This is a genomic window from Bacillus sp. UMB0893 (genome assembly GCF_002858905.1).
Lineage (GTDB): Bacteria > Bacillota > Bacilli > Bacillales > Bacillaceae > Bacillus_P.
In genome coordinates this window covers 226,852-250,810 of record NZ_PKLB01000005.1, presented here as the reverse complement: position 1 = coordinate 250,810, position 23,959 = coordinate 226,852, and the positions used below count along the sequence as shown (strand labels likewise).

The following is a 23,959-nucleotide window of genomic DNA, read 5'->3' as shown; positions in this document are numbered from 1 at the left end:
TTTCACTATTATTTTAAGAATAGGACTTGGCTCATTCTAATAAAGAAGAGGTAATATATTTGATCTGTTTTCATTTCTAAAGGATTACAAAATTTTCAGCTGGCGAATAGGACAATACAATTCTCCATATTGAATAAATAACTTGCAAAATGCAAATAATAAGTGTATAACTATCTTATGAGGTGAATTAGCATGGAAAACACAAGAGAATTATTTCAAATCATGACCAGGCGCTTTGGTTTACTTAATAAAAACTGCTGTACAGCAGGAGGAATTGATATTTCATTAATCCAGAGTCATATTCTTTATGAAATTGACCATATGCATCAGCCTTCCATCCAACAAGTAGCAGATACTCTTGGTACGGATATAACGACGTTCAGCCGCCAAGTTCAGTCTTTAATCAAGCTGAACTTAATCAAAAAGACGCCTCATCCAGACGATAGAAGAGTTTATGTTCTTTCTCTGACAGCTGAAGGAAAGTATGTTGCCGCAACGATCGATCACCAGATGAATGCTTACTTAGATGAGGTTTTCTCTCATATGAATGAATTTGAAAAGGAAACTGTCATTCGCTCCATTAAGCTATTAAATGCCTCGATGGCAAAATCCAGCGTATGCTGCACTCCATTGGGGTGATTTTATTAATTAATACTTGCATTATGCAAATATTATATTAGAATTTCATTTTCATTTTATTACTAAGGAGGATCTTTATGAATGATTTGAATATCTCACTGAAATTAAATGGGTGCTGTGTATCAGAAAACCAAGTTACAGCAGCAAATCCTGGTGGTGAACAAGTAACTGAATTGCCAGTTGCCATCATTGGTGCCGGTCCTGTAGGTCTTGCGGCTGCTGCTCATTTAGAAAGCAGAGAAGAATCCTTTTTCTTATTAGAAGCTGGAAATCAAGTTGGCTCAAACATTTTATCATGGGGCCATGTCCGGTTATTTTCGCCATGGCGATATAACATTGATAAAGCAGCTTCAAAGTTACTGGATAAGCATGAATGGAATCAGTCGGATCTAGATGCTTTACCAACAGGAAAGGAACTCGTTGAGCAATATTTGCATCCACTTTCCAATCTTCCTGAAATTCAGCCCTTTATACACCTGAATACAAAGGTTTTGTCCATTGGTAAAAAAGATACCGATAAAATGAAAACGGCAAATCGTGACAATGTACCATTTATTATCTATGCAGAAAAAGATGGAGAGTTTCAAACGTTTGAGGCAAGAGCTGTGTTAGATGCTACTGGTACATGGGGAAATCCAAGTCCATCAAATTCAAATGGAATATGGGTGAAAGACGAAATAGCTCTTAAAGATCAAATCTTTTACGGGATACCTGACATTTTAGGAAAACAAAAAGAACGGTATGCCAATAAACGTGTAGCAGTTGTAGGAGGTGGTCATTCAGCTATTAACGCATTATTGGAACTTGCAACGCTGAAAGAATCTTATCCTGAGACCGTGATCATTTGGGTTATGAGAAGACAAAAAGTTCAAGATGCATACGGCGGTGAAGAAAAAGACGCACTTGCTGCCAGGGGAGCTCTTGGAAGCCGTATTCATCAGCTGGTTGATGCAAATATGATTACCGTTGAAACACCTTTTCTTATCCAATACCTTAAAAAATCTAATAGGGGAATCGATATGATAGGTACGCAATTTGGGAAACAGCGAACTCTTTCTGGGATAGAAGAAGTCATTGTCAATGCAGGGAGCCGCCCAGATCTTGCGATGATAAGTGAAATACGTACATCCATAGATTCTGCTACTGAAAGTGTCGAAGCATTATCACCCTTGATTGATCCGAATCTTCACAGCTGCGGTACGGTTCGTCCGCATGGGGAAAAAGAACTTCGTCAGCCCGAACAGAATTTTTATATTGTGGGTGCAAAGAGTTATGGCCGTGCGCCTACATTCTTGATGGCAACTGGATATGAACAAGTCAGATCAATAACTGCGCATCTGAGCGGAGACCGTGAAGCAGCTGAAAAAGTAGAATTAGATCTTCCAGAAACTGGCGTGTGCAGTGTAAACTTAAACTCAAAAAATGCATCTGAGGACTCTATTTCTTGCTGTTGAAACATGCAGTAATAATTAGATTCAAATCTTTATCAGAAAGATGTGGAATAAATTATGGTGATTAACCATTCAGGACCGTTTTGAAAAGATTATTTATTCCCTATATGAAATTAATTATGAATGAATTTGAATGTTCGACGGAACAGGCACGTGATGTAACATTTGAACGCTTGTTTCAAATTAAGAAAGATTATTTAGACCATGAAAGCTATCAGCAGTTCCTTCAGGCTTATGAAGAAATAAAACGATAGGAATATTGAAAGCAGGTGATATGCTGCATGGATGATTCAATAAGGAAACATAAGAATCAAAAAGTGATTGTAATGGCTGCAATCATTACAGCCCTAAGTTTATTGGGGGATTCCATGCTTTATATTGCCTTGCCAATCTTCTGGAGGGAAGCTGGACTGGACTCCATTTGGCAAGTGGGAATTCTCCTTTCCATTAATCGGTTTATTCGATTGCCTATTAATCCTATAGTAGGCTGGATTTATAAAAAAATCTCATTAAAAACTGGATTAATCATTGCGATCATCATTGGTGGATTCACCACATTGGGATATGGTTTATGTAAGGGATTTATCGCTTGGATAATCTTACGTGGTTTATGGGGGATTGCATGGTCGTTTTTTCGAATTGGCGGACTTTCAAGTGTGGCAATGTATGCAGATGAAAACCATCGTGGTGAAGCGATGGGATTATACAATGGCATCTACCGTTTAGGGAGTTTATTTGGCATGCTGCTTGGAGGACTATTGGTACCAATTTTTGGTTTGAGTGTTATCTCTGTAGCATTTGGCTGTCTTACACTGCTTGGTCTGCCATTCATAATGTATTACTTTGTGACAGATTCACATCTTCAGGTTGAAAAGAAAATAAACTCTCGTCGGCTCTTTGATTTTTCATTCGTTTTTAAAAGGAAACTCCTAATCATTATTAGCGGTTTTTTTATAACGTTATTATTTCAAGGCGTACTTACTTCAACTTTGAGCTCACTTATTGAACAGAATTATGGTCAGCAAATCGGACTCTTTGGACTAATTGTCAGCGTGACTTTTTTATCCGGTCTCATCCAATCTGTAAGGTGGATGTGGGAACCATTTTTAGGCAGAAAAATTGGCATCTGGTCGGATGGACCAAATGGAAGGATTCCCATTTTCATAATTTCACTCGTTTTTACGGCTGTTTCATTTGGAATCATTTCAAGTTACTTACCGTTAAGCTTATGGATCTTTACTGTCTTGTTAGTAATGATCGGAGCTACGGCTATATCTACACTTACCGATGCCATTGCAATTGATGCGTCTAGGAGTGCAAATGTTGTTTCTTTTCTTACTTTATACTCCATAGTTCAAGATGTTGGGGCGGCACTGGGACCATTTTTAGGTTACATGTTAATTAGACTTGAACAAGGATTTACATATCTTTATTGGGGTGGAGCGGGCATCTTTATTATGCTGGCATCGTTATGGCTGCTCTTTTACTTTCAAGAAAAAGCATCAGCATTAAATTCTGCAGAGTCAAGAGAATCAATTTCGTAATTTATTTTAAGGATCACAAAAAGCTTGAGGGAGGTTTCCCTCAGGCTTTTATTCTTATAAAGATATAGATACCGAGTTTTGTTACTTACGACACCATGCTATCGAAAAAGAATTTGGAGAATTTATTTATTTTAACAGAGAAAGAAGCTATATTTCTGAGGAGAATTTCGCGTTAATGCTTCATACATCTGTTTCATTCGTTAAGCGATTGGAACGCGTTGAAGTTCATCCAACTGATACATTAATTACTGAGATTTCAAAATACTTACTATACCGTTCGATGAATTGAAAGGGAAAATATGGTGTGATCCTCCAACTGATCCTTTGTCCAGGAGAATAAATGAGACCCTCAAAATCGTAAATGAGCAAAATTAGGGCGTCAAAGAGCCCGAATGAGACCCTCAAAATCGCAAATGAGCAAAATTAGGGCGTCAAAGAGCCCGAATAAGACCCTCAAAATCGCAAATGAGTAAAATAAGGGTATCAAAGAGCCTGAATGAGACCCTCAAAATCGCAAATGAGTAAAATAAGGGTATCAAAGAGCCTGAATGAGACCCTCAAAATCGCAAATGAGGAAAATAAGGGTATCAAAGAGCCTGAATGAGGCCCTCAAAATCGCAATTAAGCAAAATAGGTCATTCTTGCAAGACGTGATACAATTTTATAAATTATATTTTGCTAATATAAGCAAATGATTATATAATGATTAACGACATGGAGGTGTTGGTAATTGGAAGTGGCTTCTGATATTCAGAAAGTGTCTCAAATACTTAAATTGCTTGGTGATAAAACACGTCTCACGATGATGAAACTGCTTGAGACGAATGATTGCTGTGTGTGTGAATTTGTTGCCATCTTTAGTACTAGTCAGCCTGCAATCAGTCAGCATCTGCGAAAACTTCGTGATGCGGGATTGGTGAATGAAAACCGCAAAGGTCAATGGATATTTTATTCAGCAAATAAAGAGAATGAGTATTACCCATTCATAAAAGGATTATTAGAGTATTTACCTGCACAAGATAATTTATTAACAGAAATAGAAGCACAAGGATTGCGTATTTCATGTGAATAGAGAGGGGAAGAAAGATTGACTTCAGTAATTTTAGCTTCATTGATTTTTCTTTTAACTCTCATCTTGGTGATTTGGCAGCCTAAAAATCTCTCAATCGGCTGGTCAGCCTGTGGGGGAGCTATCGTTGCTTTATTAGTTGGAGTAGTTGATTTTGGTGACGTCATTGATGTGACGTCGATTGTTTGGAATGCAACACTTGCGTTTATCGCAATTATTATTATCTCTCTGATCTTAGATGAGATTGGTTTCTTTGAATGGTCCGCTCTGCATATGGCAAGAGCGGCAAGAGGAAATGGCGTCAGAATGTTTATATATGTATCAGTTTTAGGGGCATTGGTAGCAGCGTTTTTTGCGAATGACGGTGCAGCTCTGATTTTAACTCCTATTGTCCTTGCGATGGTCAGGAACCTGAATTTTGAAGAGAAAATGGTGTTTCCATTTATTATGGCGAGCGGGTTTATCGCAGATACAACCTCATTGCCGCTGGTGGTCAGTAATTTAGTGAATATTGTCTCTGCTGATTACTTTAATATTGGCTTTATTGATTATGCTTCACGGATGATTGTTCCTAACTTTTTTTCTTTGGTTGCAAGTATAGTGGTCTTATATCTTTTTTTCCGCAAAAGCATTCCAAGAAATTATGATCTTTGTGATATTAAGGTGCCTAAAGAAGCAATCAAAGATGAAAAAATTTTCCGTTTATCTTGGGTTGTACTTGGAATTTTGCTTATCGGATACTTTATCAGTGAGTTTATGCACATTCCAGTATCCTTTGTTGCAGGCGTAGTTGCCATCTACTTCTTAGTTATGGCTAGACGAAGTCCTGCAGTTCATACGAAAAATGTACTTAAAGGAGCTCCATGGGCGATCGTTTTCTTCTCAATTGGGATGTATGTCGTTGTGTATGGTCTTCGTAATGCAGGATTAACAGCTGTTTTAGCTGATGTGATTCAAGTGGCAGCTGATCAGGGATTATTTGTCGCAACGATTTCAATGGGCTTCATTGCTGCTATCTTATCTTCAGTAATGAACAACATGCCGACCGTCATGATAGATGCTTTAGCCATTGCCGATACAGACACGGCAGGCACTATAAGAGAAGCTTTGATTTATGCAAATGTAATTGGTTCTGATTTAGGACCTAAAATTACCCCAATTGGTTCTCTTGCCACGCTTTTATGGCTCCATGTTTTGAGCTTAAAAGGCGTCAAGATATCTTGGGGCACGTACTTTAAAACAGGCATTATTCTAACAATTCCAACTTTGTTTATAACACTTGTTGGACTCTATCTGTGGCTGCTGATTATATAAAACAACTAAAAAAGGAGACAACTACTATGTCTAAAAAAACAATCTACTTCTTATGTACGGGAAACTCTTGCAGAAGCCAAATGGCAGAAGGCTGGGCGAAAAAACATCTTGGTGAAGAGTGGGATGTGAAAAGTGCCGGACTTGAAGCACATGGTTTAAATCCTAACGCTGTTAAGGCAATGAAAGAAACAGGAATCGATATCTCAAACCAAACATCAGATGTGATTGATCCTGAAATCTTAAACAATGCAGATTTGATTGTCACACTTTGCGGACATGCTGCTGACCATTGCCCTGTAACACCTCCGCATATTAAACGAGTGCATTGGGGATTTGATGACCCTGCGAAAGCAGAAGGAACGGAAGAAGAAAAATGGGCGTTCTTCCAACGCGTACGTGATGAGATTGGTGAAAGAATTGAGCGTTTTGCCAAGACTGGCGAATAGTCTAAAAGAAAGCCGTGAGATCTTCTCACGGCTTTCTTTTAGATATCAATCAAAAGTGAATCACTCTATTATAATGAAGGAGATTCTATTGCGAGGAAAGTTGAAGTTTTTCACTGAGCATTGTTCTGTTCAACTACAACTTGATATTATTAAGGAATATAAATAGATAAACCATTAAGTGATGGAGGGTGTGCATGATGGATTTTAAGATAGAAAAAATGCTTGATAGTGACTGGGACCAGGTCAAATGGATCTATCTTGATGGAATTGCAACCGGCAATGCTACATTCGAAACCGACGCACCTTCATGGGAAAGCTGGGATGAAAGCCATTCTAAAACATGTCGGCTAGTTGCTAAAGGTGAAAATGAAGTCCTTGGCTGGGCTGCATTAAGTCCCGTTTCAGAAAGATGCGTATACGCTGGTGTAGCAGATATAAGCATTTATATTAGTCAAACATCCAAAGGTCAGGGAATTGGAAATGCCCTGCTGCGCTCAATCATAGATTTAAGTGAAAAAGAAGGATTTTGGACACTTCAAGCAGGTATTTTTCCTGAAAACACCCCAAGCTTGAAATTACATAAAAAAGCTGGGTTTAGAGAAGTTGGGATTAGAGAACGGATTGGTAAAATGAATGGTGTGTGGAGAGATGTTGTCTTTTTAGAAAGAAGATCAATATAGTAAATGTAATCTTATATGTATAATTAATAATCAGTTAAATAAGCACATCCTTTTTTAACGAACATTCAGGCTAGAAGAGCAGAAGCCCTCGCTGAATAAAGTTTAACTTCAATCATATAGGGAAAAGTAAGGTTATATTACAAAACCCTTTTGAGAAAGAAGGAAAAGAAGATGTTATGGACCATTATAGGAGTATTGCTTTTACTTTGGGTACTGGGATTGATTTTCAATGTAGTAGGCGGCATTATTCATTTTCTTCTAGTCATTGCAGCCGCAGTATTAATTTATAAGTTTGTATCCGGCAGAGTTCGAAATAAGGCTTGAAAATAAGTTTGCACACTCCGTAAGATAGGGAGTGTGCTTCTTTTTTTTGGCTCTTTTCGTAAACTTTGTTGCTTTTAGACTAAATGTTTAAAACCTTAGGGGATTGTAGCGGAGAGCACTTGACTCGTGCGGAAAGGAACGGGTACCAATCTGAATACAACTCTCCAACTATCCACCCAATTGTCCATAACAGACAAATACAAGGCTAAATTCTTGTTTTTTTAGAACGTTGTGAAAATTGTCGAATAAACGTAAAATTACATTGTGAACTATAACTTTTTAGGGGGTGCCTTAATAATGGAAGCGATTACAAGGGACTTTTTCTTGTTTTTATCTAAAAATAATTTACTTAATAATATCGCAAAGAAACGCGGCGGAAGTTTTGCAGCTGGAAAAATTATCGGGGGAACGGATTTCCAAAGTTCCATCAAATTCATTAAACAGCTTAATGAAAGCGGTTTGCTGGTGACAGTTGACCATCTTGGTGAATTCGTAGATTCAGAGGAAGTGACCCGTGAAAGAACAGCAGAATGCATTGAAACGATAAAAATGATCAGCAGAGAAAAACTGGATTCGCAGGTTTCTCTAAAGATGACATCATTAGGTCTTGATATTGATCATAAGCTTGTTATCGAAAATATGACAAAAATTCTTGATACAGCAGAAAAACACAATGTCATGGTCACAATTGACATGGAAGATGAAGTCCGCTGTCAGGCTACTCTTGATATTTTCAGACAGTTCAAAGAAAAATACAGCTGCATCAGCACAGTATTACAGGCCTATTTATATCGTACAGAGAAGGATTTAAGCGATTTCGCACAATATAAGCCATTCCTGAGACTCGTTAAGGGAGCATACAAAGAGTCACCAGAGGTCGCTTTTCCTGAGAAAAAAGATGTGGATGAAAACTATAAAAAACTGATTGAGCAAAGCATGCTTAACGGTAATTATACGGCGGTCGCGTCTCATGATGACCAAATCATCGAGTATACTAAAATACTGGCTAAAAAGCATAACATTCCGAATTCCATGTTCGAATTCCAAATGCTTTATGGAATGAGAAACAAAACACAATTGGAACTGGTAAAGCAAGGCTATAAAATGCGAGTTTATGTACCGTATGGTCTTGATTGGTATGGATATTTCATGAGAAGACTTGCAGAAAGACCATCCAATATTGCCTTTGCATTCAAAGGAATGGTGAAAAGTTAAATTTCAATCAGATATAAAAATATTCTATGAAGAGGTGCAATATCAATGATTCCATATAAACACGAACCATTTATTGATTTTTCAAAAGAAGAAAACAAGAAAGACTATCTGGAAGCACTTCAAACAGTTGAAGGCTACTTAGGGCAAGACTATCCTCTATATATCGGAGCAGAAAAAGTGACAACGGATGATAAAATTGTCTCTTATAATCCTGCAGATAAGCAAGAAGTCATTGGCCGTGTATCAAAGGCGAACCAAGAGCTTGCAGAAAAAGCAATGCAGGAAGCTGCTGCTGCATTTGAAAGCTGGAAAAAAGTGAAGCCGGAAATCCGTGCAGACGTCCTGTTCAAAGCAGCTGCGATTATTCGCCGCCGCAAGCATGAATTTTCTGCCCTGCTGACAAAAGAAGCAGGTAAACCTTGGAACGAGGCTGATGCAGATACAGCTGAAGCGATTGACTTCCTTGAATTCTACGCACGCCAAATGCTGAAGCTCAAAAATGGTGTCCCTGTTGAAAGCCGTCCAGGTGAATATAATCGTTATGATTACATTCCATTAGGCGTCGGGATCATCATCTCACCTTGGAACTTCCCATTTGCAATCATGGCAGGAACAGCTGTTGCAGCTATCGTAACAGGCAATACGATTCTATTAAAACCGGCTTCAACGACACCAATTGTTGCTGCCAAATTTGTAGAAGTAATGTTGGAAGCAGGACTTCCAGCAGGCGTGTTAAACTTTGTACCAGGCAGTGGAGCAGAAGTAGGAGACTACCTGGTAGACCATCCAAAAACTCGATTTATATCATTTACAGGTTCACGTGATGTGGGACTTCGCATTTTCAAGCGTGCTTCTGAATTAAACGACGGCCAGATATGGCTGAAGCGTGTCATTGCTGAAATGGGCGGAAAAGATACGATTGTAGTGGACAAAGAAGCAGATCTAGAACTAGCGGCTCAATCAATTGTTAAATCGGCATTTGGCTTCTCTGGACAAAAATGTTCGGCTTGTTCCCGTGTTGTTATCGTTGAAGATGTGTATGATCAAGTTTTAGATCGCGCTGTTGAATTAACAAAGCAATTGACAGTCGGCAACCCTGTAGAGAATCATTTCATGGGACCGGTAATCGATCAGGCTGCCTTTGACAAAATTATGAGCTATGTTGAAATTGGCAAAGAAGAGGGACGCATTCTTACTGGCGGAGAGGGAGATAGCTCTATAGGCTACTTCGTTCAGCCGACAATCGTTGCTGATGTTGATCCGCAAGCCCGTTTAATGCAGGAAGAAATCTTCGGACCAATCGTTGCATTTACAAAAGCAAAAAGCTTTGAAGAGGCGCTTGATATTGCCAACAACACAGAGTATGGGTTGACAGGTGCTGTCATTACGACAAATCGCACGAATATGGAAAAAGCGCGTGAAGACTTCCATGTAGGAAACTTATATTTTAACCGCGGCTGCACAGGCGCAATCGTAGGCTATCAGCCTTTCGGAGGATTCAACATGTCTGGAACTGATTCCAAGGCAGGAGGACCAGATTACTTGCAGCTTCATATGCAAGCTAAGACCACTTCTGAAACTTTTTAATAGAGGAATAGAAGTGTGATTCAGATATATAGATTGATAATGACAACTATTAATAGGTATAAATCTAGTTAAATCCGGCTTTATTGAGGAAGTAACAAAAAAGTTGCTTCCTCTTTTTATAAAAAGTGAAAGAAGGACCATCACATTTTGCAAGAGTATGTTTCGGCTTAAATGTCTAATAATTCACATTTAACAATTAATTGAAACCCTTTGCAAAAAAGTGTCCTTGGAAAATGTTCTAAACCTATCATTTTAGATTTGAAAGGAGTTACTCTATGATTGATTATGCACTAATACTATCTATAAGTATTTATATGGCAGGTATGCTGATTATTGGATACTTCGCCTACAAAAGAACTTCTAATTTAAATGATTATATGCTGGGCGATCGCGGGCTTGGCCCGGCTGTTACAGCATTAAGTGCCGGTGCTGCAGACATGAGCGGCTGGCTCTTAATGGGACTGCCTGGTGCTATGTTTGCAACTGGACTTAGCTCTATGTGGATTGTAATCGGTCTGACACTGGGTGCCTACGCGAACTGGCTGTACGTTGCCCCAAGATTAAGAACCTATACAGAAGTAGCGAATAATTCAATTACCATTCCAGCTTTTCTGGAAAACCGATTCGCTGATGGATCACGTATTCTGCGACTTATTTCAGCTTTAGTTATTTTAATATTCTTTACGTTTTATGTTTCATCAGGTATGGTTTCCGGCGGTGTTTTATTCCAAAGTACGTTTGGCCTTGATTATCATACTGGCTTATGGATTTTAACAGGTGTTGTTGTCGCCTATACTTTATTCGGCGGATTCCTGGCTGTGAGCTGGACGGACTTTGTTCAGGGGATTATCATGTTTATTGCCTTGATCCTTGTGCCTATCGTGACTCTCATCCATGTTGGCGGTTTCGGTCCGACTATAGATACAGCACGATCCATTGATCCTGCCCTTTTAAATATTTTTACTGGAACAAGCTTTTTAGGAGTTATTTCTTTATTTGCCTGGGGGCTTGGATATTTTGGACAGCCTCATATCATTGTCCGCTTTATGGCGATCAATTCTGTAAAGGAAATTAAGAAAGCCCGCAATATCGGGATGGGATGGATGATTTTCTCAAGTATCGGTGCCATGCTGACGGGATTCATCGGAATCACTTATTTTTCTCAAAATGATATGAAGCTTGATGACCCTGAAACAGTTTTCATCGTCTTAGGTGAAGTATTATTTCACCCATTCATCACTGGATTCTTAATTTCAGCTATACTGGCTGCCATCATGAGTACAATCTCTTCTCAGCTTCTAGTTACAGCCAGCTCATTAACAGAGGATTTATATAAAACCTTCTTCCGCCGTTCAGCGTCTGATAAAGAGCTTGTCTTTTTAGGCAGACTATCAGTACTGATCATTTCCGTTATCGCGCTTATTCTCTCTTGGGAGAAAAACGACACAATTCTTGGTCTTGTGGGGTATGCATGGGCAGGATTCGGCTCTTCATTCGGTCCATTGATTCTGCTCAGCCTCTTCTGGAAACGCATGACGAAATGGGGTGCGTTAGCAGGGATGATCGTTGGAGCCGCTACCGTTATTTTCTGGTCAATGGCAGGACTATCGGATACGCTTTACGAAATGATCCCTGGATTTGCTGCAAGCTTACTTGCGATCCTCGTTGTCAGCTTGCTTACAGCCCAGCCTTCTAGAGAAGTAGAATCGAAATTCGAGGAATTCGAGAAAACATTAAAAGAATAAGGATACACCTAGGACCGGGATATGAAAAGTTTTTCATATCCCGGTCCTTCTTTCTTTCAGCCCCTATTCACTTCCTTCTTATAAAAGTATTATAATTAGATTCATCATTAGAAGCAGGGGGCCATATATGTTACTGGAAAAAATTCTGACTCAAACAAATATTAACGATATTACAGATATGGTCAGCACGTATTTAAAAAAACCAGTCGTTATTGAAAATGATCAATTCTCATTGCTGGCATACAGCTCCTATTATATAGAACACTTCGATCAAGCCAATCAGCAAACCATCTTCACAAAGCATTGGCCGATTCCAATCCTGGAGAAATTTATGGACGAAGGCATTGTAGAACAGTTAAAAACCGTACCTCATCCGTTTCGAGTTAAACAAATCGAGGAAATTGGCTTAAATCAGCGAGTCGTTGTTAGCGCCATCCATAAGGAACAAGTTTTTGGATATATATGGGTCCAGGAAACGGAAAAAATGACGGACTCGGATCTGCAATTTTTACATGAGGTATCTCACCATATCGGAAAGCTTCTTTATCAAAAAAACCAGGTGAATCTGAGGAAAAATGAAGAAAAAAATGAGTTTTATAAAAAGATCATCGATGAAATCTTTCAAACTGAAAACCAAATCAAGTGGGAAGCTGCAAATGTAAATATCCTCATTCCGGAAACGTTTATTGTAAATATTTTTACAATAGCCCGGAGTGATGAGGAGCTATTTGCTGAAGTAACGGAAACCGTCCGGTTATTTGCAAACGCTTTGAACCATTTCTCCCATGTCTTTACCGATCAATTAAAGATTGTTGTTATAATCGGCAGCAATATTCAAGGTACAGACCAGCTTTCTGATAGCGCAGAGGAATTGACGAATACCGTTCTTTCACAATTCAGCAAAAATGTATACTCAGGAATCGGAAATGAATATTCCTCGATTCTGCAATTAAGAAAGTCTTATTTTGAAGCGCTGGAAGTGATCAATGCAGCCAAATTTATCGGCTCTCCTGACCAGCTTCCATTCAAATATGAAAAGCTTGGGATATTTCGTTACCTTGAAACGATTTCCAAGCACCATAGTAAGACGGATTATATCAATAAAAATTTAGAGATTCTGCTCAAAAAGGATTTAGAAAGCCAAACCAAATTACTTCAAACACTGGAAATTTATCTGCTGAACAATTGTCGAATCAAACCGACAGCGGAACAGCTATTTATTCACACCAATACGTTAAAATACAGAATTAACCAGATGGCTGAACTCACCACGATTGATTTTGATGACTTTTATACGCGAATTCAGCTGTATATTGATTTACAGTTAATGAAGCAGAAAAGATAGTGATAGCTACTTGAAAATATTTCTATTTATTTCTATTGGAAAAGCTAGTTTCCTTTTTAAGTACCGCCCTCATTCAGAAGAAAAAGCTATGTTAGCGGTTTATGTTAGTGAAAATGAGGATTTTAGTGAGGTGTTTTTGTCATAATTACGATTATTTTTTTATTCCTGCTGGCAGGACTTGCCGAAATTGGAGGAGGATATTTAATTTGGCTTTGGCTTCGTGAAGGGAAGCCAGTATATTGGGGTATTTTTGGTGGTTTATCTTTAGCCATATACGGAGTTATTGCAGCTCTGCAGACGTTTCCTTCTTTTGGAAGGGTGTATGCAGCCTATGGAGGAATATTTATAGTTCTTTCCGTTTTATGGGGATGGGGTGTGGATAAAAAAGCGCCTGACCTATTTGATCTGTTAGGAGCAGGGATTTGTATAATTGGAGTTTCGATTATGCTGTTTGCACCAAGACATTAAAAGCACCAAGCAAGATGTGCCTGGTGCTTTAGCTTAATTATTATAAAATTTTCGCGTCTACGTCTGAGGTATCAACATGATCTCCAAACCACTCGATAAGTTTTGCTCTTGCCTGATCCTTAATATCCTGGTCGATATACATGGCCACCTGCAATAAAGCGAGCCCTAGTGCTCCAAGGTCATCTGTGAAGCCGACTCCAATGGCTAAGTCAGGGATTAAATCTAACGGCAAAATAAAGTATCCTAATGCTCCGATTATGATACCCTTCGTTTTCTTTGGTACTTCAGGCTTTTGCAGTGTGAAATATAAAAGCAGCACTGCGTATACAACAGATGAGCCTGCTTTTTTACCATACTTCTTTAACTTACTCCAAAATTTTGTGTCTGAGTAATGCTTTTCAGACTCATTCAATTGATCCAGCGTATCCTGTTCCTGCTGTGATGTCATATCTACACCTTCTTTTCCCTAAAGACTGTACCATTATTTTACTACATTTTCGGAAGTTCATGTTAAGACTTCATTGTTTATTAGATGTTGCATCAGGTAATAGTAAAGGATAGGTCAATTATTTACATTGTTCGTACACACCATAACGTTCTACTGTATCAGGGGATATGATAATAGGAAGAAAATTTCAAAGGTAAGAATAATCGGAGAGCGGGAGGAATCAACACATGTTTTTTCATCCAATGGATTTTTTGGTATTTGCTGCATTTGGATTAGCGCTATGGGCACAGTTTAAAGTGAAAAGTAATTTTAATAAATGGTCAAAGGTTCAAGGATCATCAGGGATGACAGGAATGGAAACAGCAAGGCGCATTTTGGATCATCATGGTTTGCATCAAGTGCCTGTAGAAGCTGTAAGAGGTACACTGACAGACCATTATGATCCCACAAAAAAAGTTGTTCGTTTATCTGAACCCGTTTATCATGGGAATTCAATCGCTGCTATTTCAATTGCCTCACATGAAGTAGGGCATGCCGTCCAGCATAAAGAGTCATATGGTGCTTTAACACTGAGACATAAAATGTTTCCTGTCGTAAACATTACCTCCGGGATTGCGGCGTTCCTTCTTATTGGCGGTTTTTTATTAGGGTCATTTAACTTGATTGGAATCGGAATTATTTTTTTCTCTGCAGCGGTGGCTTTTCAGCTAGTTACGCTTCCTGTTGAATTTAACGCAAGCTCTAGAGCAAAAGATTACATTGTTTCTGAAGGAATCATCCGCAATGAAGAAGAGCGCGGTGTGAATAAAGTACTTGGTGCTGCAGCATTAACGTATGTAGCGGGTGCTCTTATGGCGTTATTTGAATTAATTAAGTTCATCATGATTTTTAATCAAGGCAATGATGAATAGAATATGGAACATGCTAAAAGGCCACTTTTATTTGGTCTTTTTTAATGGCTGTTTTCGCATTGATTGTTGTTTTTGGTTATTAATTGTACTTGTGGATTATCGCTGCAGGCACTTGCTTTCCGCGGAGAGCCTCCTCGGCTATCCCTGTGGGCTCTCCCATTTCCCTCTATTTCCCGCAGGAGTCATGTGGCTTCCGCTACAATCCACTAAAGGTTTTAACCATTTCTCTATAAGCAACAAACTTTACGAAAATGAAAAAAGAAGCCGGTTCAAATAATCAGTGAACCAGACTACTTTTTAGTTATTTTATGTTTCTAATGTTTAATGATGTTGACCTGTATTCCCTTTTTCCTGTTCAGCAGCCTCTTCAGCAGCCTTTATTTCTTCTTCAGATACTTCGCCAATCACAAATTGCTGCTTTGGCATCACGTGCATATCCCGGGCCGTTACATGTGTTTGAATAAAATATACACCGTCTTCTATAAAGCTTTTCGCAGCACTGTATATTCCGTTCTTTTCATGAACAGCTTCGATCTTCTCAACCTTTTCTTTTTCGTCAGCTTTCCAAATTTCAAATACAACCTCGTCAGCATCTTCAACTGCTTCATTTCCTTGCGTTACTTCTGCTCTAAAAATATTTTCCTGATTCAAAGTAAGTGAATCAGGTAATTGAATGTCAACTTCCACTACTTTTGGTGTTTCATTTTCAGCGGCTTGATCCGTATTTGCTGCACAGGCAGTTAGAATAAAAATTGAAAACAGCATCCATGGTAATTTTCTCTTCATCGTTTCATCATCCTATCCAAGTTTTCAGCGGCTTGATTCGTACAAAAATAAAACGGTCAAAAATAAAGACAACGATAATGGAGATACCAGCCAAGGGCATTATTATTCCAAGTGCCAGCATGATGATGAAAACTCCCCGGGTAACCTTTTTATTCTGTGGTTTAGCTGGTGCACCTGATTTCCCATTAGGTTTGCGTTTTCTCCACATAAAAAATGAACTAAGGACTAATCCAATTAATCCTAAACAAACAATTAATCCAATCATTTGATTGGCAAGTCCAAATAACGAGCCTTCATGCAGGGCGATACCGAGTGATATCCCTTTTGCCATGATTCCATAATCATGAAAACGTACATCGCTTAAAACTGAACCGCTGTATTGATTAACGTGTAAGGTTGCATCACTGCTGGGATTTGCATGTGATGCAGAAATGGTGTAAACTCCTTTTTCATCTTGGGGAAATGAAATGGTATATGGTTTTTTGACCTGTTCATTCTCAGCTATATATTGAACATCTTCTAGTGAAATGGATACATACTTTGCACTGGAAGATGCAGGAACTGGAAGGTTCTCTGTTGCCCAAGGAACTTCCGGAGCAACATCCTGAGTTCGGATTAGTGACTCAGGTTTTTCATCCCAGACATTGGCAAATGGCGGAGTTCCGGTGTTTGTAGCTGTAGCCAGTCTATTGATTTGTTCCCCCATCACGCCAGACCAAGGTAGTCCTGTAGCAATTAATATTAAAATAGCAACTGAGAACCAGAAAGCTGGAACTGCATGCATATCACGCCAAAACGTCCTTCCTTTATTTCTGAATCTCGGTAATAGGGTTCCCCAAATAGATGCTTTAGTTCTTGGAAACCATATATATAAGCCGGTTATGAGCAGTATTACCGCCCAGCATGCGGCAAGTTCGACTAACCTGTTGGCAATTGTTCCTCCAACAAGCAGCTCACTGTGAAGTTTTACAAAGATTTCCGTGAATTTATCCTCGGCCTTTAAACTTCCTTGAATGTCTCCATTATAAGGATTAACAAAGACAGAGGTCATTTGATCTTTTTTAAGTAAACCGATTTCCGTAGTACGCTGCGGGTCGTCATAAAATTTAATGGAGGTTACAGATCCATCAGGATATATCTCTTTTACTTTTTCAGCCTGAGCCGATGGAGACAGGGTACTTGAACCATCTTCTTGTACAAAGTACATATCCTTATAAAGATAATTTTCAATTTGCGGCTTAAAAAGATACACTCCGCCGCTAAAAGCTAAAATAATTAGAAAGGGAGCAAATATGAGTCCCGCATAAAAGTGCCATCTCCAAACAGCTTGATAAATTGAAGTTTTTGTCCTTTTTTGGCTTGCAGATTCACGGGCTTGCAATACTAGATCCTCTTGAACGTTTCTCTCACTATTAAACATGCTGGTTCTCCTCTGGTTTCTACAGTTGTTTTTTTACATCAGCTATGATTTTTTCAAAGCCGTCTCCTTGGGTAAAGCTATAATCATTTACAATTTCACCATTTTGATTAATTAAATAAAAATTAGTCCCGTGTATGACCTGATCTGAAGATTCAGGTTTTTGAATCAGGGTTTGAAATTCATCTCTTGCAAACTCTTCTATTTCCTGCTGGGAATAGCCAGTCAGCATATTCCAATTAGAATCATCCTCTGTAAACTTACCCATAAAAGATTTGAGTTTATCTGGTGTATCAACCGCTGGATCGACGCTCATAGAAACGAACTCTACTGGAATGTCTTCAGATTTAAATTTTTTCTGCAAAGATGCCATATTAGCCGTCATTGGCGGACAGACTGTCTCACAGCTAGTAAAAATAAAATCTGCAATCCATACTTTTCCATTCAAATCTTCAACTCCAAAGTCCTGTCCTTTTTGATTAATAAAAGTAAACGATTTCATTTGATAAGACTCATTGCCATTTAAATTGCACGCCGAAAGAAATCCCAATGATAAAACTATGAATAGGCTTAATGCATTTTTCAATTTGCACCTCATTTCTCTAGTCATTTATAGACAGATAATAGATTTGTATAACAAGAATAAACGATGATTGTGAAATATATGTGAGAAAAGATTAGCAATAATTCAACAAATAAAACTGAAAAATTGGCTGAATGAATTCAGGAGACAGGTGAACTATGTTCATTTTTGTTATAGTAATAATAATTAGGTGTAAGGAACTCTGATTTTCGAGGGAGAAAGAGGAATGAAAAAGAGATATATCTTATTTTTGATGATGCTTTTATTGTTGGCTGTGTCTGGATGTACAGCAATTCAGAAACAAGAAGCTCCTGACAAAAAGGTGGAATTGACGATCTCAGCAGCAGCCAGTTTGCAAGATGCATTGAAAGGCATAAAAACGGCCTTTGAAAAGGAACACCCTCATATAAAAGTAGTTTTTAACTTTGGAGCCTCAGGTGCGCTTCAACAGCAAATCACTCAAGGGGCGCCAGTCGATCTCTTTTTCTCTGCTGCTGAAGACAAATTTGATCAATTAGTGCATGAAGGATTCATTGAAAAGAAAAAAAGTGCAGATCTTGTTGGTAATGAACTTGTTTTAGTGGTTCCAAAGGATTCGAATATTGATATTAATGGATTTGATGACCTAACCAAAACAGAGAAAATTTCCATTGGCACCCCTGAGACTGTACCGGCAGGGCAGTATGCTAAAGAAACATTAGAACACTTAAATATTTGGAAAATAATTGAAGGAAAAGTGGTATACGCTAAAGATGTCCGCCAGGTTCTTACATATGTAGAATTGAATAATGTTGACGCAGGAATGGTGTATAAAACAGATGCGCTTAGTTCTCCAAAAGTTGAGATAGCAGAGATTGCGAAGGAAAATACTCATGAACCCATTATTTATCCTGCGGGTGTGATAAAAAATAGTTCCCATCCAAAAGAAGCCAAACAATTCTTTGATTATCTTCAAAAAGAAGCATCTATGAAGATTTTAGAAATGTATGGATTTAAAGGACTGAATGAATCAAAATGACAGCTGATTTCTGGTCTCCAGTCAGACTCTCCATTGAGATCGCGTCTGTATCTGGAATAATAGTTATTATATTAGGGTTATTCTTTGGGAAGATAATGGCTGGGAAGAGGTTCAAAGGGAAAGTTATCATCGAAACGATCTTCCTTTTGCCATTAGTATTACCTCCTACTGTCGTGGGGTTTTTGCTGATTTTCTTTTTTGGCAGGAACAGTCCAGCAGGGGAATTGATTGAATGGCTGTTTAACCAGCCGATTATGTTTACATGGTGGGCAGCTGTTATTGCTTCTGTTGTAGTTGCCTTTCCCCTTATGTACCAATCCGCTAAAACCGGGTTTGAATCGATAGATAAAGAAATTGAGGACGCAGCCCGTGTAGATGGTGCGAATGAATATAGCCTATTTATTTATGTTTCCATTCCTCTTACACTTAAATCTATCATTTCAGGAGGAATCTTGAGTTTTACAAGAGCGCTTGGTGAATTTGGAGCAACGTTAATGTTCGCGGGCAACATTCCAGGAAAAACACAAACGACTTCTACAGCCATCTATATTGCCATTGATTCCGGCAATATGGAAATGGCTTGGTTATGGGTCATGAGCATGATTGGTATTTCATTTTTAATGTTAGTATGTGTGCAGCTTGTAAAATCAAATTAGCAAAAAAGAAAGTACAAATTAGACATTGTACTTTCATTTTTTGCATATCCTACCGTCACAGCAGAAGAGGCAGTATGATCGAAACGGTTGTCCCATTTGATGTATGGCTGCTTAGTGAAAACGAGCCCCCATGAAGCCTTACAATTTCTTTTACAATTGATATACCTAAACCAGTTCCGCCTGTAGATCTGCTTCTCGCTTTATCTGTACGGAAAAAGCGCTCCCCGATATGTCCAATATCGGTTTCAGATATTTCATTACCTTTGTTGTTAACTTGAAACAACAATTTTTTTTTGTTTTCTTCAATCAGGTTCACTTTGATTATGCTTTTTTCTGCAGAATATTTTATGGCATTATCTAAAAGGTTGTAGAAAACCTGCTGCATCCGTTTGGGATCACCATTGACAATGAGATCTTCCTGAATGTCTAATTCGATGTTTAATTGCTTTTCGTTAATGCGGATATCAAAAAGAGCAAGTGTATCTAAAAATAGCTGGGCAATCGCCATTGGTTCTTCATTCAGAATGTACATATTTTCTTGAAGATGGTCCAGTTCAATCACATCATGAATCAGTTTCTTAAGACGGTTTGTTTCATTTTCAATGGTTTTCAAATAGTGCTGAGCTTCTTCGGGTGATGTATAGATTTGCTGTTTTAATGCTTGAGTATAGCCGCCGATATATGTTAAGGGTGTTCTCAGTTCGTGAACCACATTTGATAAAAACTCTTTTTTCCGGGTCTCTTGTTCCTCTAACGACTGGCTCATCGAATTGAAGGCAAGAGCCAATTGACCGATCTCGTCGTTATTCTTATTAAGTAAGCGATTTGAATAATTGCCTTTTGAAACCTCTTTTGAAAATGCTTCAATCTCGTTTAGAGGCTTAAAAAGGGAACTTTGGATCTTATTGACCACTAGAAAGAGAATAATGAAAAATATGGACCCGACAAGGACTAAGATAGGGAGACTTCCTTTAAACACTTCCTGAAGATCAGCCAAAGGTACATAAATATATATAAATCCAATAAGACCAGCTTCTCCCATTATTGGGAAAACAGCTCCGACAATTTCACGGTTAAACTCCTTCACATAACCGTCTTTCATAACAAAGTTTCCTTTTTCAAGCTGTTTGCGATCCTGGTTATTAATCAGCGCTTCATAGTTCACTTCATAAGGAAAATATGTTGTTAATTCTTCAATACGATCAAATACGATCACTTCATATTCAGAAACAACATTGTACCAATGGATTTTTTCGATGATTTCATCGCTCAGAGATCCGTAGTGATAATGAGAAGCAGTCCTTTCTCCTTGGTATATGACGGATTCTTTAATGCTGTTAATGTATAGCTCTTTATATAAAAAATGAAGAAAGAAAAAAGAGAAAAGAATACTGAATAAAATACAGACTCCAATAAGAAATAAGATTTTCTGACTTAGTTTCAGCCTTTTGATTTTCAAAGATTACACCTCAAATTTATAGCCGATGCCCCATGCTGTTTGAATGAGATATGCATGATCTTTTAATTTTAGCCGCAGCGTTTTAATATGTGTATCTACTGTACGTCCAGTGCCGTTGTAGTCAGTTCCCCATACAGATTCCAACAGCTGATCCCTTGTGAAAACGGTCCCTTTATTCCTTGCGAGCAATGAAAGCATCTCAAATTCTTTCAATGTTAGTGAAAGAGGCTGATCATCTATCAGCGCTTTGTAAGCAAGTGAATCAAGAACGAGAGGACCTATGATGAATCTAGTATGCGGTTTTGGAATCTGCCTTGTTCTTCTTAAGACAGATTCAATTCTTGCCAACAGTTCTCCAGGGTGAAATGGTTTCACGATGTAATCGTCTCCGCCGAGCTTAAGTCCTTGAACTTTATCCCACTCTTCTCCTCTTGCGGATAAAAAGATGAGAGGAATATCGTGATTCTTTTTCAATTCACCAGCAAATGAAAATCCGTCCATATAAGGCATCATGACATCTGCCAATAAAAGATCAGGTGTATTATTCTGCAAAAGCGCAAGAGCGTCCATACCGTTAGCGGCTTCAATAACAGAATACCCTTCCTGGATTAAAAAAGTTTTTACTAATGCCCTCATTGTTTCTTCATCATCTATGACCATCACAGTTATTCTCTTCACGATGCAAACCTCGCTTTATAATTTCATATAACAGAAGTATAATACCAATTTTATTAAAATGATGTGAAGTTTTTGTGAGATCGCATTTTAAGTTTTATTTATTTCATCTGCGGATTATAAAGGACAATAACAGAAAAAAATGACAAAAATCCTTTATAGTAAATTTCACAGGATATGATAAATTAAAAGGCTCTTTTCGTAAACCTTGTGGCTATTAGAATAGAAATGTTTAAAGCCATAAGTGGATCTACGCTGCAGGCACTTGACTCCTGCGGTAAAATAGAGGGAAATGGGAGACCCCACAGGCAAAGCCGAGGAGGCTCCCAGCCGGACTGCGGAAAGCAAGTGACTGGAGCGGAAAGGAACGGACAACATTTATAATCAAAAACAACAATCTATGCGAAAACAGCCAATTAAAAAGATTAACTGACTATAAAAGGAAATGGAAACAAGTGAATATGCCATGAAGCTATTGGCTTATATGGGCTATAATAATAGTAAATATGGATTCAAGCAAAAAACTAGTTTGCAAGAGTGGGTTAAAGACATATTTATCATTTTTATGTAAGGGTTTTCTTTTTAGGCGGGGGGACTATATGTTTTTTTCTTTGCGAAATCGATTATTTATTATTTTCACTATATTGTTAACGATTCCATTCCTTCTTTTATCCATTATTATTCCGAACTGGTTTACATCTATTATGGAAGAACAAACGAAGGATTCAACGGTAGAAATGATGGATCAGTACTCGCTTTATATTGATTCCATTACTGCACAGGCTGAGGATCTCGGAAAACAAGTTCTCGTGAATCAAACGACTCAACAGTGGATGCAATTAGAAAAAGAGGGTGAGGATACGACAAATAATCAGCTTTTATTAATGAAAAATCAGCTTAAAATGCAGTTATCATCAATGATGATCAATAACTCAAATGCAATGTCAATTTCCATGTTTCTAAATGACGGCACTGGAACTTGGGGGAATAATCCATCGCTAAAGAAAACGGAGTGGTACAAAGGGTATTCAGAAAATGATCAGCGGTGGGTGAAAACACATATCGATTCATTTCAACAGTATCAAGACATGCGTGAGAGAAAGGTAAATAGTTATCTTATCCCCCTGTTTGATATATATACCTTTGAATTATCTGGAATTATAAAGATTAATTTTCCGACAGCATTGCTTGAAACGGCATTAAGCAAAATCAAACTCGGTGAAAATGGACGAGTTTATTTATTAGATAGTGAGGCATCGAATGTATTATCGGGGGAGGTCCAGACACCCAAATATGTATTAAATCAAAGCTTAGATAAAATAACGAATCACAGGCAAAATACAGGCTTAATAGAAACGGACCATAATGGGGAGGAATACCTCGTATTCTTTCAAAAGTTAAAAATCGGTGATTGGATCCTTTTCAGTGAGATTACAAAGACGGAATTGTTCTCGGAAATTGAACAGCTGCAAAAAAACTTGTTCTTTACAAGTGCATTCATTTTCATCTTAACAATCATTGTCTCCTATTTATTATCCACCAATATCGTAAGTCCGCTGGGACAGCTTGCTAAAGCAATGAGATTTATTGAAAAAGGAGACTTCTCTGGAGCCAAACGATTTATGCCTTCAATCAAATCTTATAACGATGAAGTTGGTTATTTAATTAAAGTTTTCGGTCAAACAATTGATCGATTGAATCACTTAATAGAAATTGAGTATGAGGCAAATATCCGCAGAAAAGATGCAGAATACAAAGCCTTGTTACTGCAAATCAATCCTCATTTTATGAATAATACTCTCGAAATTATAGGAGGATTAGCTGTTCAAGGTAAAAATCGAGAGGTAATGAATGTCAGCATTTATTTAGGGCGTATGATGAGGTATTCCATGAATACTCATAGTGATGTCGTGAAATTAGGTGAAGAAATAAATTATATACGCAATTTCACTGATATCTTAAAAGTAAGATATGAAGATGATATCTCGATTGAAATTGAGGAGGATCCAGAAACAAAGTCTTTGCCGATCATTAAATTTATCATACAGCCGCTTGTAGAAAATGCAGTAAAATATAGTTTTATAGAAAACACAAAAGCTGTTCTGAAAATCCAAACCAAAAAGAGCGGAGATCAACTATTTATCATAGTAGAAGATAATGGAGTGGGTATGTCTGATGA

The 23,959-nt window shown here is 38.1% G+C and carries 24 protein-coding genes; 18 read left to right on the top strand and 6 right to left on the bottom strand.

The window, feature by feature from the left end:
• Nucleotides 1-192: 192 nt before the first annotated feature.
• From CYJ36_RS13005 to CYJ36_RS12950, 14 genes are all read left to right on the top strand, one after another.
• Nucleotides 193-639 carry a MarR family winged helix-turn-helix transcriptional regulator gene (locus tag CYJ36_RS13005; RefSeq protein WP_101567701.1) on the top strand — a complete coding sequence of 149 codons (447 nt, stop codon included), beginning with the start codon at nt 193-195 and terminating at the stop codon, nt 637-639.
• 77 nt (nt 640-716) lie between these two features.
• Nucleotides 717-2,093, top strand: a complete 1,377-nt coding sequence (locus tag CYJ36_RS13000) for an NAD(P)-binding domain-containing protein (RefSeq protein WP_101567700.1) — start codon at nt 717-719, stop codon at nt 2,091-2,093.
• A gap of 104 nt (nt 2,094-2,197) precedes the next feature.
• The gene (locus CYJ36_RS23660) at nt 2,198-2,344 is read left to right on the top strand and encodes a hypothetical protein (protein WP_219621100.1); all 147 of its coding nucleotides are present in this window, start codon (nt 2,198-2,200) and stop codon (nt 2,342-2,344) included.
• A gap of 27 nt (nt 2,345-2,371) precedes the next feature.
• The gene (locus CYJ36_RS12995) at nt 2,372-3,634 is read left to right on the top strand and encodes an MFS transporter (protein ID WP_101567699.1); all 1,263 of its coding nucleotides are present in this window, start codon (nt 2,372-2,374) and stop codon (nt 3,632-3,634) included.
• A 730-nt stretch (nt 3,635-4,364) separates the two neighbouring features.
• Nucleotides 4,365-4,706, top strand: coding sequence for an ArsR/SmtB family transcription factor (locus CYJ36_RS12990; protein WP_101567698.1), 342 nt, complete (start codon nt 4,365-4,367; stop codon nt 4,704-4,706).
• Between the two features lie 15 nt (nt 4,707-4,721).
• Nucleotides 4,722-6,017: an arsenic transporter gene (locus CYJ36_RS12985; RefSeq protein ID WP_101567697.1), complete on the top strand. Its 1,296-nt coding sequence runs from the start codon at nt 4,722-4,724 to the stop codon at nt 6,015-6,017.
• Nucleotides 6,018-6,043: 26 nt separating this feature from the next.
• Nucleotides 6,044-6,463: an arsenate reductase (thioredoxin) gene (arsC, locus tag CYJ36_RS12980; RefSeq protein WP_101567696.1), complete on the top strand. Its 420-nt coding sequence runs from the start codon at nt 6,044-6,046 to the stop codon at nt 6,461-6,463.
• A gap of 197 nt (nt 6,464-6,660) precedes the next feature.
• Entirely contained in the window at nt 6,661-7,143 is a 483-nt protein-coding gene (locus tag CYJ36_RS12975) for a GNAT family N-acetyltransferase (RefSeq protein ID WP_101567805.1), read from the top strand.
• 171 nt (nt 7,144-7,314) lie between these two features.
• Entirely contained in the window at nt 7,315-7,467 is a 153-nt protein-coding gene (locus CYJ36_RS23395; protein ID WP_142382709.1) for a lmo0937 family membrane protein, read from the top strand.
• Nucleotides 7,468-7,764: 297 nt separating this feature from the next.
• The gene (locus CYJ36_RS12970; protein ID WP_101567695.1) at nt 7,765-8,682 is read left to right on the top strand and encodes a proline dehydrogenase family protein; all 918 of its coding nucleotides are present in this window, start codon (nt 7,765-7,767) and stop codon (nt 8,680-8,682) included.
• Between the two features lie 45 nt (nt 8,683-8,727).
• Nucleotides 8,728-10,269 (top strand): L-glutamate gamma-semialdehyde dehydrogenase, encoded by a 1,542-nt coding sequence (gene pruA / locus CYJ36_RS12965; RefSeq protein ID WP_101567694.1) that lies wholly within the window; start codon nt 8,728-8,730, stop codon nt 10,267-10,269.
• 275 nt (nt 10,270-10,544) lie between these two features.
• Entirely contained in the window at nt 10,545-12,014 is a 1,470-nt protein-coding gene (putP, locus tag CYJ36_RS12960) for a sodium/proline symporter PutP (protein ID WP_180850296.1), read from the top strand.
• Nucleotides 12,015-12,141: 127 nt separating this feature from the next.
• Nucleotides 12,142-13,359: a PucR family transcriptional regulator gene (locus CYJ36_RS12955; RefSeq protein WP_101567693.1), complete on the top strand. Its 1,218-nt coding sequence runs from the start codon at nt 12,142-12,144 to the stop codon at nt 13,357-13,359.
• Nucleotides 13,360-13,500: 141 nt separating this feature from the next.
• Nucleotides 13,501-13,827 carry a YnfA family protein gene (locus tag CYJ36_RS12950; RefSeq protein WP_101567692.1) on the top strand — a complete coding sequence of 109 codons (327 nt, stop codon included), beginning with the start codon at nt 13,501-13,503 and terminating at the stop codon, nt 13,825-13,827.
• A gap of 40 nt (nt 13,828-13,867) precedes the next feature.
• On the opposite strand, the gene CYJ36_RS12945 is transcribed toward CYJ36_RS12950, so the two are convergent.
• On the bottom strand, nt 13,868-14,275 hold the full coding sequence (locus tag CYJ36_RS12945) for a YkvA family protein (protein ID WP_101567691.1): 408 nt from the start codon (nt 14,273-14,275) through the stop codon (nt 13,868-13,870).
• A 227-nt stretch (nt 14,276-14,502) separates the two neighbouring features.
• On the opposite strand from CYJ36_RS12945, the gene CYJ36_RS12940 reads away from it, so the two are divergent.
• Nucleotides 14,503-15,186, top strand: coding sequence for a zinc metallopeptidase (locus CYJ36_RS12940; protein ID WP_101567690.1), 684 nt, complete (start codon nt 14,503-14,505; stop codon nt 15,184-15,186).
• A 321-nt stretch (nt 15,187-15,507) separates the two neighbouring features.
• On the opposite strand, the gene CYJ36_RS12935 is transcribed toward CYJ36_RS12940, so the two are convergent.
• From CYJ36_RS12935 to CYJ36_RS12925, 3 genes are read right to left on the bottom strand one after another with little or no spacing between them, the layout of a single operon-like run.
• Nucleotides 15,508-15,972, bottom strand: a complete 465-nt coding sequence (locus CYJ36_RS12935; RefSeq protein ID WP_101567689.1) for a FixH family protein — start codon at nt 15,970-15,972, stop codon at nt 15,508-15,510.
• 7 nt (nt 15,973-15,979) lie between these two features.
• A complete protein-coding gene (locus CYJ36_RS12930) occupies nt 15,980-17,392 on the bottom strand; it encodes a PepSY-associated TM helix domain-containing protein (protein WP_101567688.1) in 1,413 nt (470 codons plus the stop codon).
• 19 nt (nt 17,393-17,411) lie between these two features.
• A complete protein-coding gene (locus tag CYJ36_RS12925) occupies nt 17,412-17,987 on the bottom strand; it encodes an SCO family protein (protein ID WP_101567687.1) in 576 nt (191 codons plus the stop codon).
• 211 nt (nt 17,988-18,198) lie between these two features.
• On the opposite strand from CYJ36_RS12925, the gene modA reads away from it, so the two are divergent.
• Entirely contained in the window at nt 18,199-18,990 is a 792-nt protein-coding gene (modA, locus tag CYJ36_RS12920; RefSeq protein ID WP_101567686.1) for a molybdate ABC transporter substrate-binding protein, read from the top strand.
• On the top strand, nt 18,987-19,646 hold the full coding sequence (gene modB / locus CYJ36_RS12915) for a molybdate ABC transporter permease subunit (protein ID WP_101567685.1): 660 nt from the start codon (nt 18,987-18,989) through the stop codon (nt 19,644-19,646). Before modA ends, modB begins: the two co-directional genes overlap by 4 nt.
• Before the next feature lie 55 nt (nt 19,647-19,701).
• Here modB and CYJ36_RS12910 read toward each other — a convergent pair whose 3' ends face one another.
• Together CYJ36_RS12910 and CYJ36_RS12905 are read right to left on the bottom strand one after the other, a co-directional pair.
• Nucleotides 19,702-21,105 (bottom strand): sensor histidine kinase, encoded by a 1,404-nt coding sequence (locus tag CYJ36_RS12910; RefSeq protein WP_101567684.1) that lies wholly within the window; start codon nt 21,103-21,105, stop codon nt 19,702-19,704.
• Between the two features lie 3 nt (nt 21,106-21,108).
• Nucleotides 21,109-21,765: a response regulator transcription factor gene (locus CYJ36_RS12905; RefSeq protein ID WP_101567683.1), complete on the bottom strand. Its 657-nt coding sequence runs from the start codon at nt 21,763-21,765 to the stop codon at nt 21,109-21,111.
• 614 nt (nt 21,766-22,379) lie between these two features.
• On the opposite strand from CYJ36_RS12905, the gene CYJ36_RS12900 reads away from it, so the two are divergent.
• Nucleotides 22,380-23,959 (top strand): sensor histidine kinase (locus CYJ36_RS12900; protein ID WP_101567682.1); only part of this gene is annotated, 1,580 nt, incomplete at its 3' end.

What these genes read in the sequence shown, in the direction of transcription:
- CYJ36_RS12930 (WP_101567688.1), bottom strand. Translation starts at nt 17,392, where the DNA reads ATGTTTAATAGTGAGAGAAACGTTCAAGAGGATCTAGTATTGCAAGCC.
- modB (WP_101567685.1), top strand. Translation starts at nt 18,987, where the DNA reads ATGACAGCTGATTTCTGGTCTCCAGTCAGACTCTCCATTGAGATCGCG.
- CYJ36_RS13005 (WP_101567701.1), top strand. Translation starts at nt 193, where the DNA reads ATGGAAAACACAAGAGAATTATTTCAAATCATGACCAGGCGCTTTGGT.
- CYJ36_RS12925 (WP_101567687.1), bottom strand. Translation starts at nt 17,987, where the DNA reads ATGAGGTGCAAATTGAAAAATGCATTAAGCCTATTCATAGTTTTATCA.
- putP (WP_180850296.1), top strand. Translation starts at nt 10,545, where the DNA reads ATGATTGATTATGCACTAATACTATCTATAAGTATTTATATGGCAGGT.
- CYJ36_RS12940 (WP_101567690.1), top strand. Translation starts at nt 14,503, where the DNA reads ATGTTTTTTCATCCAATGGATTTTTTGGTATTTGCTGCATTTGGATTA.
- CYJ36_RS23395 (WP_142382709.1), top strand. Translation starts at nt 7,315, where the DNA reads ATGTTATGGACCATTATAGGAGTATTGCTTTTACTTTGGGTACTGGGA.
- CYJ36_RS12995 (WP_101567699.1), top strand. Translation starts at nt 2,372, where the DNA reads ATGGATGATTCAATAAGGAAACATAAGAATCAAAAAGTGATTGTAATG.
- CYJ36_RS23660 (WP_219621100.1), top strand. Translation starts at nt 2,198, where the DNA reads ATGAAATTAATTATGAATGAATTTGAATGTTCGACGGAACAGGCACGT.
- arsC (WP_101567696.1), top strand. Translation starts at nt 6,044, where the DNA reads ATGTCTAAAAAAACAATCTACTTCTTATGTACGGGAAACTCTTGCAGA.
- CYJ36_RS13000 (WP_101567700.1), top strand. Translation starts at nt 717, where the DNA reads ATGAATGATTTGAATATCTCACTGAAATTAAATGGGTGCTGTGTATCA.
- pruA (WP_101567694.1), top strand. Translation starts at nt 8,728, where the DNA reads ATGATTCCATATAAACACGAACCATTTATTGATTTTTCAAAAGAAGAA.
- CYJ36_RS12945 (WP_101567691.1), bottom strand. Translation starts at nt 14,275, where the DNA reads ATGACATCACAGCAGGAACAGGATACGCTGGATCAATTGAATGAGTCT.
- CYJ36_RS12955 (WP_101567693.1), top strand. Translation starts at nt 12,142, where the DNA reads ATGTTACTGGAAAAAATTCTGACTCAAACAAATATTAACGATATTACA.
- CYJ36_RS12905 (WP_101567683.1), bottom strand. Translation starts at nt 21,765, where the DNA reads ATGGTCATAGATGATGAAGAAACAATGAGGGCATTAGTAAAAACTTTT.
- CYJ36_RS12970 (WP_101567695.1), top strand. Translation starts at nt 7,765, where the DNA reads ATGGAAGCGATTACAAGGGACTTTTTCTTGTTTTTATCTAAAAATAAT.
- CYJ36_RS12975 (WP_101567805.1), top strand. Translation starts at nt 6,661, where the DNA reads ATGGATTTTAAGATAGAAAAAATGCTTGATAGTGACTGGGACCAGGTC.
- modA (WP_101567686.1), top strand. Translation starts at nt 18,199, where the DNA reads ATGAAAAAGAGATATATCTTATTTTTGATGATGCTTTTATTGTTGGCT.
- CYJ36_RS12935 (WP_101567689.1), bottom strand. Translation starts at nt 15,972, where the DNA reads ATGAAGAGAAAATTACCATGGATGCTGTTTTCAATTTTTATTCTAACT.